We start from the raw sequence: 13,723 nt of genomic DNA, 5'->3' as shown, positions 1-13,723 counted from the left end.
AAATCATGCAGTTACTTAAACAAGAAAATAAAAGAAAAAGTAGTATATTACCATTATTTGCTGTAGGAACTTTTGGTTTAAATATTTTTGCATTGCTCATACTAATGTTCCACAGTTCAATGTTGCAGCAGCTGAGTCAGCAATTAACTCCTCGAAGTTTAGTACAACTTGCTGATGGTCGTGCTATCACAGCAGACCCCACAGGAAATTTAGAAAGATATCCAGACACCATCCGGCGTTTTGTCGGTGAAACAATGACCTTAATGCTAACCTGGTCTCCACAGCAGTCGCCGGAAATTATATGGGAAATTAGTTCCGAACTTTTAACGAATGACCTCAAGCAAAAATTCCAATCCGAAGTTATTAATCCGAATACAGTTAATCAATTTGCAAATCGGGGTGCTGAAAGTGTTTTTATTATTCAAAGAATTTCTCAACCTGTAAAAATTGCTAATGGCAAGTGGAGAGTAGAGTTACAAGGGAATCAATTAATCTTTAACAATTCTGATAGATTAGGGAAAGCGATCGCATTCAATAAACAAATCTTAATCCAAGCAATAGATAATCAAAAAGCAACATTACCGGATCTACCACTATCCTGGCATATAGCAGCTTACCGCATCGGTGAAGCTAGACTAGAAATCTACAATATATGCGACATCAAAGAGAAAAACTGCTCCTGATTCAACTATAAACTAAAGCTTTATTATGACTCGATATTCTATTCCATCACAAACCCATCCAGAAAATATAGATACTCCGCTTCATGAAAATTACCAACCGGAACTAGAATTATCTGATTGGGAACTGCAAATGGCAAAACTGGTTGGTTTTGAGGAGGAGTCTCCAACGATTGAAACACAAACGGAAGCAAAAGCACAGGAAGATGAAGTCAACTTACCACAGTCATCTTCCTCTTCACCTTCTCCACCACCAGAAGTTTCCACCAAGCAATCGTTCTCATCAAATCCTTTTGCGAAATTAGCTTTAGTAGGGACTACGACATTCGCTTTAGTTTTAGTGGCTGGTGCTTTTTTATCACAGCTGATGAGCGCTAACAATCAAAAACCCAGAAAAACCAATATAGTTTCACCAAAAGCGCCACAAACAAGCACTGAAACGCGTCTACAACAACTAGAAGGAGAACTAGAGACTTTAAAAACAAAATTAGCCTTAGCTGAACAAGCGCAAGCTGTGAAATTAGCGCAGCAACAGCTCAGAACTCCAAAAGTCACACCAGCACGACCAACTTCTCAGCTAGCAAATTCCAGAGATAACAGACCCAAAATTGCTTTACAAACAACACCTACACCTACAAAAACAGTTTACATGCCGCCAAGGGTAGTAACGCGGATCGTCACAGTACCCCAAACTCCACCAAAATCTACTCCAGTGCTACCTGTAGTTCCCACACCAGAAACTCAACCAACAGCTCAATTCACTCCCCAACCTACACCAGACCCATTGCAGGAATGGTCAAGATTATCGAAATTGGGTAGTTATGGTCAAGTTTTAGCTGTTGCTACACCGAATAATATTAATGCAAATCGCCCAACTTCTGTACCTACACCTGTACAAAATACTAAAATTCCGCCACAAACAGCCAACTCTCAATCCCAGGATAATACCCCACAACCACCAAGTTCTCTTATCAGTCAAGCACAACCAAATAGTCCGAAGTCTGTAAGAGTAGGAACTAGTGTGAAAGCTGTATTAGCTACTGGTGTCTTTGGAGAAACTAGTAGAGCGACAAACAATAATAAGAAAGATAACAGCCCTCAAAATGTTTTTGTAGTTCGTTTAAAGGAACCATTAAAATCAATAGATGGTGAGATTGTATTACCAGAAAAAACTGAGTTGTTGGCTCAAGTTAGTTCTATTTCTGAACAAGGTTTGGTGCAGTTAGATGTAGTCAAAATAGTTAGGGAAAACAATGGCAACCTGACAGAGCAAAGCATACCACAAAACGCCATCCTAATTCGTGCCTCAGCAGGTCAACCCCTAATTGCCAACCAATATAAAAAAGGAACATCCACTACCATGATAGATGCTCAACAATTTGTATTGGGAGGTATTGGTAAAGCCGCAGAGTTATTTAATCGTACAGAATCGCAAGTTACTACCACTTCCACAGGTACTGTTGTTACCAACAGCAATCCCCGACGCAATCTCTTTGCTGGGATTTTAGAAGGTGGAGTGAAAACAGTAGTTCCCCAAATTACCCAGCGTAATCAACAGGCGATTTCTCAAGCAATGCAACGCACTAACATTTGGTTTTTACCAGCAGGAAAAGAAATAGAAATATATATCAATCAAACTATGCAACTTTAAATATAAAATAGGTCGGGACACTAAGACTACTGGCGAGGGTTGTCATTTGTTACTTGTCATTTGTTATTGGTTATTTTACCAATTACCGACCTCAATGGATAGTATAAGTGTTCAAGTGGACATGATATGAAACATCACATTAACCTACAATTCCAACTCCCAAAAAATTCTTATTTTTTAAATCTAGCTTCTCTAATTTTTTCCGCTGCAATCATCATGGTAGCAGGTCGTGCTTTGGCTAATAATGCTGTTCTCCGTTCCATGTTTTCTTGTCAAGCACAAGGTTTGGGAGGAGCAACACCTACTGTCAACGTCTGGTTTCAGCAAGGGACAAATTTAAGTTTTATTCCATCTGGAGAAACAATTAAAAAAGTGTGGTTAAATGATCCATCCCAGGTGACAATGGATTTTGATGGACCAATGTGTATGCAGTTTGGTCCAGACCGCAATAATAACACTGGAGATTGTAAAAACTCCGCAGCACATGTAATTCAACTCAGACGAATTAAGAAAATAAATATTCCTGGACTACCTAGCGCTGATAAAACACTTTTAACAGTAGTTACTGAAGAAAGCGGTAAAAACAAGTTATACACCTTTGAAATTGTCTATGATACTGGCGCTCCCCAATATCATACTTTAGCAATTTACCCCGATCCTCCTACTGCTAGTTCAACTCCTGCTTGCGTGAGAGTTGGACAGTCAAAAAATTAATCAGCCATACTCCCCCAGATGATATTAATAACAACGGCGTTAACCAATCACCCCAACGCACATATAAAGTTTGTGTCTGACGGCGATAAATAGTTTCAGCGTGAATCTCATAAGTATTATGTCCCGATATCCATTTTGTTCTCCCGTGAGGATCTACAAAAGCTGAATATCCTGTATTCGTCGCCCGTACTGCCCATCTATCAGTTTCAATTGCCCGCATGATATCCTGGGCATGATGCTGGGCTGGCATTGATGCACTGTAATGAGCATCATTTGATGAACTGAGAATAAACTGTCCCCCTGCTTTCGCTTGATAGCGAAATACTTCAGGAAACGCAGATTCGTAGCAAATACTTGCGATCGCACGACCAAAAGGCGTGTTAAAAATTTGATTTGGTGAACCAGGAACTTGGTGTTCATCTAGTGGTGACAAGCGACTAATAATTCCGCCTAAAAGTTCTTCAAACGGCACATACTCACCAATGGGTACTAACTTCGCCTTATCGTAACGACTAAATACCTTACCATCTTCCGTGACAGTTAGCAAGCTATTTGTATAACTTTTTCCCTTGTGTCCAAAACCGCCAATCCAAGCTACTACCCCTTGCGATCGCACTGCTGCCACCAAGGAACTACCCATGATATTTTGTTCAAAGAAAGGTAAGGCTCCTTCTGGTGTCAATACAGCCTCTACTCCTTGATCTACTAAGCTTAAATAACCAGTAGTATAGCCTTCCAAAGCCCGACGTAAGCCTTCAGGATAAAGTTTTATTTGGTTAGGAATATTACCTTGAATAATTCCAACCTTCAGGGCTGCGGCTGGTGATTGTACCAGGGGACGAGTGTATAAGATAAAACCTATTAGGTGTAGGGTAATTAGTAAACTCGTGGCGGTGATGAGATATTTATTAACGAACCGCAGAGGCGCAGAGGACACAGAGGAAATTCTCTCTGCGTTCTCTGCGCCTCTGCGGTTGATAAAAGCTTCTGCAATCAGTCCATTGACGGCGACGATCGCAGCTGTTACAGCATAGGGACCAGAAAGTTGACCAAGATGTAAAATTACGAGATTATACGGACTCTGAGTGTAACCAAGAGAAGTCCAAAACAAAGCTCCCCAACTCAAGATAGTCTCTACACCACACCACAAGGCAGTGCCAATCAGAACACGAGCGTAGGGTTGTTGAATAGAATAACAAATAATTCTCATCCCTGTTGCCCACATTGCCACAGATGCAGCACCCCAGAGAGTGATAAATATGCAACAAAAAGCAGCTATTCCTAAACTTGCTAACCAAGGAACCCCCATCCAAGTCATCGGGTGAATTCCTGTGATCCAAGATAGGGCTAGACCGTGATAACCAATACCCCAAGCTAAACCAATGAAAAATTGAGAATTAAAGATTAAAGATGAAGGGTTTTGCAAGCCATTTTTAATTTTTAATTTTTCATTTTTAATTACTAACGCCCATAAAGGTGCTAGGGCGAACCATCCTAAAAACCATGCATTGACGGGGGCGACGGTCAGCCCCATCAATATACCACTAAATAGGGCGATCGCGAAACGCAGAAGCAAAGAGGTGCTGACACGGAGAGTAAAGGTTTCCCCTCGTCCCCGTGTCTCCATTTCCCTGTGTCCTTGGTTACTCTGGTTCTGTCGCATCAACAGTATCGGGGGGAACGATCGCCACTCCTGTAATTACATCATCTTCGTCTAGACGTTGTACACGTACTCCTGTCGCAGAACGGGATTGGACGGAAATAGCATTCACTGCCTGTCTGATGATGATACCGCGACTTGTAACCATCATAATTTCATCGTCGTTGTTGACAATGTGTAGGTTGGCTAGTTGGTCTTTGATTTTGCGGTTTTTGAATTTGGTTGCCATTAAACCTTGACCAGCCCGATTTTGCAAGCGGAACTGAGCAACCGGTACGCGTTTACCGTAACCTCCAATTGTAATTACTAGTACCCATGGTCCTTCATTACCGTTACCTGGTACTTCTGCGGTTTCTTCGGTTTCGATTGCTTCGGTTTCGATGTCTTCGGTTTCGATTTCTTCGATTTCTGTTTCTGAGACTGGGGTCAAATTATCTAGAACGGCTGCGGGTAGAATATCCATTCCTACCAGTTCATCTTTAGCTTTGAGTTTCATGGATTTCACACCACGAGTCGCACGACCCAAAGGACGGAGTTGTTCATGATTACAACGGAAGTGAATCGCCATACCTTGACGAGAGCCAATGATCACGCTGTCTTCGACTTTTGCTCGTCGTACCCAGCGCAGTTGATCGCCTTCTTCTAGGGAAATGGCAATTAAGCCGTTGGCACGAATATGACTAAACGCTTCCAATACGGTTTTCTTGATGTTACCACCTTTGGTGAGCATGACCAAATACTCATCGCTGGTAAATTCACTGACGGGTACGATGGAGGTAATTTTTTCTTCTTTGGGAATTGGCAACATCTGCACTATCGGTGTGCCGCGACTGGTACGGGAACTTACGGGAATTTGGTAGGCTTTGAGGCAGTAAACTACACCGCGATCGCTAAAGAATAATAGACTATCGTGATCACAGCAGGTTAAGAAATGCTCGACGCCATCATCGTCTTTGACTTTGGCAGCCGCTTTACCTCTGGTGGCACGGTTTTGGGCTTCAAAGGTGTTGACGGGCATCCGTTTGATATAGCCTTGTTCGGTAATTAAAATGATCGCTTTTTCGTTGGCGATCAGGTCTATATCTTCTAAATCGCCTTCTCCGTGCGTAATTACCGTACGTCGAGGTGTAGCAAATTTAGTTTTAAGAGACTGGATTTCGGTTTCGATAATTTGCAGTATCCGTTCTCGCTTTGCCAAGATATCTTGCAAGTCGGCGATTTGGGCTTGTAGTGCTTCGTGTTCTTGGCGGATTTTATCTGCTTCTAGGGCTGTTAAGCGTCGCAGTTGCATTTGTAAAATTGCATCTGCTTGCACTTCTGATAGTCCGTAAGTTGTGATTAATTCTCCTTTGGCTGTTGGTGTATCAGCAGCGTGGCGAATTAAAGCAATAATTTCATCGAGGTGAGATAGGGCGATTAATAACCCTTGCAAGAGATGGTCACGTTCTTCGGCTTTCCGCAGTTCGTACTGGGTGCGTCTGGTGATCGCTTCGATACGAAAATCCAGAAATACTTGTAGAAACTGCTTGATCGTCAAGATTTGGGGTTCACCGTTGACCAACGCCAGCATATTCGCCCCAAAATTAGCTTGCAGGGGCGTTTGCTTGTAGAGGTTGTTGAGAACCACACGGGGATAGGCGTCGCGCTTGAGTTCAATCACAATTCGCATCCCATCGCGATCGCTTTCATCTCGGATGTCAGCAATTCCCTCAATGCGCTTGTCGTTGACTAACTCGGCGATTTTCTCAATTAATGCTGCTTTGTTGGTTTGATAGGGTAACTCGGTGACGATAATCGCTTCCCTTTCTGGGCGTCCCCGCATTTCGATGGTTTCAATATTTGCTACACCACGCATGGTTATAGAACCGCGTCCAGTGGTGTAAGCTTCTTTGATCGCCGCAGTACCAAGAATTTGAGCGCCTGTCGGAAAGTCAGGGCCGTGGATATACTGCATTAATTGAGTATCAGTTATTTCTGGGTTATGAATCACTGCTACTAACCCATCAATCAATTCACCCAAATTATGGGGCGGGATGTTGGTAGCCATCCCGACAGCGATCCCCGAAGAACCATTCAACAACAACTGTGGTAATCGTGCGGGTAACACAGTCGGTTCTTGCTGGGAACCGTCGAAGTTGTCGGCAAAATCTACGGTTTCCGATTCGATATCTTGCAAGAGAGCATCGCTAGTCAAAGCTTGTAAACGGCATTCGGTGTAACGCATCGCCGCCGGAGGGTCGTTATCTACAGAGCCAAAATTACCATGACCTGCAATTAAAGGCGATCGCATGGAAAAATCCTGCGCCATCCGCACCAAGGCATCATACACTGCTGTGTCACCGTGGGGGTGATATTTACCCAAAACTTCCCCCACAACACGCGCACATTTACGGAAAGGACGGTCTGAGGTCAACCCCAACTCATGCATAGCGTAGAGAATACGCCGATGGACAGGTTTCAGACCATCCCTGGCATCTGGTAGCGCCCGTCCAACAATGACGCTCATGGCATACTCCAGGTAAGACCTGGACATTTCGTTTCGCAGATCTGTAGGGATAATCCTCTCCTGAGAGGTTGTCATAGCCTAAAAACTCCAATAATGGCTAGTTTTAGCGATTAAAGCGCAAATAAGCAAAATTATTACAAACTAAGCTTGAATAATTGCCATAATTTGTTACAATTTTAGCACAAATTGTCCATTTTTGGCTTTGGGGAAAGGGAATGGGGGATTGGGGATCGGGGATCGGGGATCGGGAAAAGGGGATTTGGCATGGGTGATTAGTGTTTTCTCCGCGCCCAGTGGTCTCCCCGCTCCCCGCTCCCTACTCCCTACTCCCTGCTCCCTGCTCCCCTTTCCCCAATCCCCGATCCCCGATCCCCAATCCCCGTCAAATTATTTTTTACCCACCAACCTAGTAATTACCTCAATCAGTTTGACTGGATCTACTGGCTTAGAAACATGCTTTTGAAAGCCCGCACTTAGGGCTTGTTGGTAGTCAATTTCTCCAGCATAAGCAGTCAAAGCGATCGCCGGAATTTGTCCTCCTTCTTCTGGGGGTAGGTTTCTCACTTGCTGCATCAACATGTATCCATCAATATCTGGCATTCCAATATCGCTTAACAAAATATCTGGCTGGAGCTGGGTGAAAGTAATCAGTGCTTCGGCTGCTGAGGCAAATGCTGTTACATTTGCTCCATATTCCTCTAGTAGGAAAGCGGTAAATTCTCGTGTATCCGCATCATCATCCACGACTAAAATCTTGACACCGTTTAAATCTAGGGATTGCTCTGAGTGTAGAATGTCTTGATTCGTCTGAGGTTGAGTCAGCATCAGCGGAAGTCTGACGGTAAAAGTTGCTCCCTGATTTTCCCCTGGACTTACAGCTTGAACTGTCCCACCATGCAGTTCGACTAAATGACGGACAATCGCTAGCCCTAATCCTAATCCACCAAACTTTCTGGTTGTAGCGGCGTCTGCTTGGCGGAAGTGTTCAAATACATAAGGGAGAAATTCAGGGGGAATACCTTTACCCGTATCGCTGACGACGAGCTGGGCTTGAGATCCAAAGCGTTCTAGTCGAATATTTACTTGTCCCCCTTCAGGTGTGAACTTGACAGCGTTGGAGAGAAGATTCCAAACCACTTGCTGTAATCGATTTGAGTCACCCATCACTTGGAATTTGGGATTTTTAAGTTGTTGATTGCCCACCAGAGCAAACTTTGAGTTTTGTTCAGCTTCTTCCCATCCCAAATCTAATATCGTAAATTGCAAATCGATTGACTTGGCTTGGGCTGCCAATCGCACTGTTTCCATTGCTGCTTGAATCGTTGATGGCAAATCGACAGGACAAATCTGAAGGCTAATTTTACCCCGTAAAATTCGAGAGACATCCAGCAGATCATCAATCAGTCCAGCTTGTAATTTTGCATTGCGTTCGATGATGTTTAGGGCTTGGGCTGTTTTTGCAACATCAACCTTGTTAGTCTGGAGTAACTTAGACCAACCTAAAATCGGGTTGAGGGGCGATCGCAACTCGTGAGATAATACCGCCAAAAATTCATCTTTAATGCGATTGGCTCGTTGAGATTCCTCGTAGAGTTGAGCATTATCAATCGCCGTTGACGCCATTTGAGCTAGTTGTACCAAAATGGCTTCGTCTTCTGCGCTAAACTCTCCCTCGTATTTATCAGAAAGTTGAATTAAGCCAAGGTTTTTGCCGTTACGGCTCGTCAGAGGTGCCGCTAGCCAACCGCGCATAGGAGGATGCGTATCACTTGCCTTACCAAATTGACGCCAAGCCGGATGGGCTTCTAGTTCAGCCTGAGTCATTCTTATCGGGCGTTGTGTACGGCAGACTAGTGTATAAATACCAGAACCATTTGGTTTCTCGTTATAATCCTGCCACTGGGCATATTTTTCTGAAAGGGACACTGTATAAATCGTCTGCGCCCAATAATTGTCAACCGTCATGCTGGTGACAGATTGGTGCGCTCCTATAATATTACGGGCTTGATCTGTAATTAATTGTAATCTCTCACTTAGAGATAGCGTCGAGTTAATCGTCACAGATGCCTCAGCCAACTTTTGTAAACGGCGCGTCTGTTGTTGCTCGCGCTCAAGTAATCTCGCCCGTTCAGCCTCTGCTCGCTTGCGATCAGTGATGTCTCGAAAATAAACAGCAATACCATCCGGGGAAGGGTAGGCGTGAATTTCCAGCCATTTACCTATAGACTGACCAAATTCTTCAAAGACAACAGAAACTTGCTCTCTGACAGCACGATGAAGTTCGTGGTATGCCAGATTTCCTACTTCCCCAGGAAATACTTCCTCCCACACTTGCTTACCAAGTAATTCTTCGCGGGTTTTATGCAAAAGCCTCGTAGCTTGCTCATTTACGTAGGTATAGCGCCATTGGTCATCAAAAGCTACAAAAGCATCAGTAATACTTTCTAGAATATTGCTGGTTTGGTTACGGGCTGCCTCTGTCTGAATCCGTAATTCTTGCTCTCGCTGTGCTGCCTCCTGACGCATTTGAGCCATCTTCAAGTTTGCCTCAACGCGAGCCACCAGCTCCCGGGCCGAGAATGGCTTGATTAGGTAGTCGTCAGCTCCAGTTTCCAAACCTTCGATGCGAGACTCTTCTCCAGCACGGGCAGAAAGCAGAATAATCGGTGTTTGTCTAGTGTTTGGGTTAGCCCGTAGCTCTTGCAACAAACCCAAACCATCTAGTTTCGGCATCATTATATCAGTTAGGACTAAATCGGGCTTCTGTTGAGAAACAGCAGCCAAAGCCGCCTCTCCATCCGCCACTGTCTCTACTTCATACCCTTGACTTAACAGTAAACGCTTCACATAGTCGCGCATGTCAGCATTGTCGTCTGCCAAAAGAATATAGGCAGAACTGGGCAGAGGGGCAGAGGTGTGGAGGGGCAGAGGGGAAACCTCTGTGTGAGTTCTCTCCCCTGCTCCCCTGCTCCCTTGCTCCCTTGCCTCTTCTGGTAGCCAGCGCAAGGCTTCTTCGACATAAGAAACAGCGCCGATTGTAGTTGATGCTAATGACCTGGTAGCTTTGATGTGTTGGGCTTTGCCCTGGTCAAGGTATTCGTTTGGCAAGTGAGCATGACCAGTAGGAATTGATACTGTAAAGCTAGTACCTTGATTAATAATACTGGTAACATCAATAGTCCCGCCATGCAGTCGTACCAGTTCTTGGACTAATGATAGACCAATCCCCGACCCCTCATAGGTTCGTCCTCGCACTCCTTGCACGCGATGAAACCGTTCAAACAAACGGGGTATCTCCTCAGCAGGAATACCTGTACCTGTATCTCGTACCTCTAATTCAACATGATCACGACAATAGCGCAAGGCAACGACTATTTCTCCCTCAAATGTAAACTTAAAGGCATTGGAGAGCAAATTTAGCAAAATCTTTTCCCACATGTCCCGGTCAACATAGACTTTTTCAGGCAATGGGGAACAATCTACTACAAGACGCATTCCTGCTCGCTCAATGGCTGACCGAAACACAGCTGCTAAGTCTGTAGTTAACATCGCCAAGTCAGTTGGCTCATAGGCTGCTTGAACGCGCCCTGCTTCAATGCGGGAGAAGTCCAGCAGAGTGTTAACTAACTTCAGCAAGCGTAGACTATTGCGATGCACCATTTCCAATTGCTGCCGTTGAGTTGCAAGTGTAGCATGACCTGCTGCTGCCAGTGTTTCCTCTAAAGGACCAAGCATCAGGGTGAGTGGTGTACGAAACTCATGGCTGATGTTACTAAAGAAAACGGTTTTGGCTCTATCAAGTTCTGCTAAGGCTTCAGCACGTTTACGTTCTTCTTCGTACGCTTGAGCATTGGCGATGCTGGCGGCGATTTGAGCCGAAATCAAATCAATAAATCTTTTATAGTTGTCGTCGAATAACCGAAATGGATTTAATCCAGCAATTAATATACCAGCTTTTCCCGTCTGTCCAGATGGCGCAATTAGCACAGCCACAGCTTGATGTGGTGGTTGCTGCCAAGCGCCTGTTGGTAGGTTGTCAAAAGACGCTGCTAAATTAGAAACTAGGCTTGTATTCTGCGTTCTGATAACTTCTGCAAAGGGCCAAACCGAATCAGAATCAATATCGACGGTTTCCGGAACTGCCGCATGACCCCGTTTAATACCGCATGTCCCAGCTAGAAAAACGCGCTGTTTATCTGGATCAACTAGATAAATCATCGCGAAGGGTAGATCATAAGGGTTGGTTCCCAGACAACTCGCACTCACTGTACAGGCTTGTTCAAATGTCCGCGCGTCTGCCGTTTTGGCCGCTAGTTCGCGCAACAGTACCAGTTGACGTTCGCTAATTATGCCTTGTGTGTCGTCTGTGTTGGCACAGATGATACCACCTGTACCGCCTTGATCATTGGGAACTGGGCTATATGAAAATGTGTAGTAGGTTTCCTCTGGATAGCCGTTGCGCTCCATTATCAGTAGCAGCGCTTCGTCGTAAGTGCCTTCATTCTTGAGCATCGCTGATTCTGCACGAGGCCCAACCTGATCCCAAATTTCTCGCCACACATGGGAAGCTGGCTGTCCAAGGACTTCTGGATGTTTACCACCGACGATCGCTCTGTAAGCATCATTGTAAAGGTTAATTAGTTCTTCACCCCACCAAACAAACATGGCTTGGCGGGAGGTTAACATAATCCGTACACAAGTCTTTAGGCTCTGCGGCCATTCTGATACGTGACCCAAAGGCGTTTGTGACCAATTGAGCGATCGCATGAGTGTTCCCATTTCTCCACCACCAGCAAAAATATCTTCGGTGGTAGTTGTCCTTACTTCTTCACTCACAAGTCTCTGCTCCTCATCCTCAAAAGCATTTACCTAGCAGATCTCTCCTGACGCGATCGCCCATTTGGTACAATAGCTGCTGCCATCTGTTTTAATGCAAGTGCTAAAGTTTTGTTCGCCCACTTTCCCATTGATTGATCTTTGGAACCAAATTCCTAGTTTAGCTGCTAGCTTAACCTGTGAGCGTCCGAGCCGCACTCCTGTCTTACGAACCAACTTTGCCAACTTCAATATTATTATGTTGCAGACATTAAAGCACAGGTCATTCGATTTTAGATTTTGGATTTTGGATTTTGGAGCCACTGCGTTGCGGGGGTTTCCGAGCCAGCGCGTTGCGGAGGTTCCCTCCGTTGTAGCGACTGGCGTCCCGTTGTAGCACGTGGCGTGATTTTGGATTGACCCCACAGATCAATCCGCTTTTTTGTACATCAAGGAATGATTGGTCATTTTATTTGGTCTTTCATATCAATATTTACCATGTGATTCACTAGGCGTCGCATCTGCCGTGAGATACAGAAAAGTTGTGAAATCAATTGCATAAGAGCGATCGCAAACTACAAACTGTTTTTTCTCGGAATCACATTTCTGATCCCACCTTTAGCACCAACAGTATCACCTTTATAGCGTGGAATCAGATGAATACTGGCGTGCATCATATTTTGACCTGCATCTCGGTTGATGTTCATTCCAACATTGAAACCGTCGGGTGCAAATTCTTGGCTGATAATTGCTTGTACTTTATTAACCATCAGCCAACAAGCAGATTGCTCTTTCAATGGTAGCTCAAAATAATTACTCACATGGCGTTTTGGAATAACTAAAACATGACCTTTACTCACAGGATAACCATCAAACATTGCATAGGCTGTTGCTGATTCAGTTAACACTGTAAGGTGTTTGTAAGGATTACAAAATATGCAATTATTAGCAGAATTTCTCTGAATATTATAATGTTTATATTCGTAAATTTCATAATATTCATCTAACTGAAGTGATTGAAATGGAAGTTTAACCATACATTGATATGTAGGTTTTTTGTGGACATAATGTTCTCGAAAACCTTCTCTTTTAATATCCCTTCTCACTGCATAATAAGCTTTACCTCCCGGCTTCAAAAGATGTGAAATTTCCATAATCACATTTGATTGTTCTTCAGAAAATAAAACATTTAAAACATAAATGCAAATTATGGTGTCAAATTTCTCTGTCGGATATTGGGGAAAATAATAAGGATCATAACCTTTTATATCAAATCCTTTTTTTTGCAATAATTTAACATCATTACCAAAACCACAACCAAAGTCTAGAACTTTACCTTGAAGCAGATTTTTATTTAATAAAAAATTTGTCGGTACTGACAGATAAACTCTTTCGATGGCTGTAAGGTGGCTAAATTGATTTTTGTGCTTTTTCATGAAAAAATAAATCTTCTAGGAAGACTTGTAAGACCAATTTAATATGAAGACGCATACAAAGACCCCACCCCAGTTTCGCCACCCCTAAGCGCTTGCACTTAGGGGTTAGGGGAGGGGTAAAATTCGGGAGCAGCTTCACGAAGAATTGGTATAAGAAGCGATCGCTAATTGTAATCAAATGTTCTGATCAATTTTATGAAGCGATCGCACGAACGTCCACAAAAAAGCGAACTTACAGTCATAAAAAACAAGAACCGCAAC

At 43.8% G+C, this 13,723-nt stretch carries 7 protein-coding genes; 3 read left to right on the top strand and 4 right to left on the bottom strand.

Features of this window, described 5'->3' with window-relative positions; translation table 11 throughout:
- The first annotated feature begins 5 nt into the window (after positions 1–5).
- The 3 genes from B4U84_RS10130 to B4U84_RS10120 all read left to right on the top strand — a co-directional run bounded on the left by B4U84_RS10130 (position 6) and on the right by B4U84_RS10120 (position 3,045).
- Positions 6–683 (top strand): hypothetical protein, encoded by a 678-nt coding sequence (locus B4U84_RS10130; RefSeq protein WP_017313465.1) that lies wholly within the window; start codon positions 6–8, stop codon positions 681–683.
- 25 nt (positions 684–708) lie between these two features.
- On the top strand, positions 709–2,331 hold the full coding sequence (locus tag B4U84_RS10125; RefSeq protein ID WP_131117514.1) for a TrbI/VirB10 family protein: 1,623 nt from the start codon (positions 709–711) through the stop codon (positions 2,329–2,331).
- 126 nt (positions 2,332–2,457) lie between these two features.
- Entirely contained in the window at positions 2,458–3,045 is a 588-nt protein-coding gene (locus tag B4U84_RS10120) for a hypothetical protein (protein WP_131117510.1), read from the top strand.
- Here the strand turns inward: B4U84_RS10120 and lnt are convergent.
- The 4 genes from lnt to B4U84_RS10100 all read right to left on the bottom strand — a co-directional run bounded on the left by lnt (position 2,999) and on the right by B4U84_RS10100 (position 13,462).
- The gene (gene lnt / locus B4U84_RS10115) at positions 2,999–4,708 is read right to left on the bottom strand and encodes an apolipoprotein N-acyltransferase (RefSeq protein WP_131117507.1); all 1,710 of its coding nucleotides are present in this window, start codon (positions 4,706–4,708) and stop codon (positions 2,999–3,001) included. The two genes, B4U84_RS10120 and lnt, sit on opposite strands and share 47 nt — an antisense overlap.
- Entirely contained in the window at positions 4,689–7,286 is a 2,598-nt protein-coding gene (gene gyrA / locus B4U84_RS10110; RefSeq protein WP_131117504.1) for a DNA topoisomerase (ATP-hydrolyzing) subunit A, read from the bottom strand. Before gyrA ends, lnt begins: the two co-directional genes overlap by 20 nt.
- Before the next feature lie 312 nt (positions 7,287–7,598).
- Positions 7,599–12,047, bottom strand: coding sequence for an ATP-binding protein (locus B4U84_RS10105; RefSeq protein WP_131117501.1), 4,449 nt, complete (start codon positions 12,045–12,047; stop codon positions 7,599–7,601).
- A gap of 554 nt (positions 12,048–12,601) precedes the next feature.
- Positions 12,602–13,462 carry an HIT family protein gene (locus B4U84_RS10100; RefSeq protein ID WP_131117498.1) on the bottom strand — a complete coding sequence of 287 codons (861 nt, stop codon included), beginning with the start codon at positions 13,460–13,462 and terminating at the stop codon, positions 12,602–12,604.
- Between the last annotated feature and the right edge of the window lie 261 nt (positions 13,463–13,723).

This window comes from Westiellopsis prolifica IICB1, from assembly GCF_004323185.1.
Lineage (GTDB): Bacteria > Cyanobacteriota > Cyanobacteriia > Cyanobacteriales > Nostocaceae > Pelatocladus > Pelatocladus prolificus_A.
Note: the sequence above shows the minus strand (reverse complement) of the source record. Positions and strands in the feature narration are given on the sequence as shown.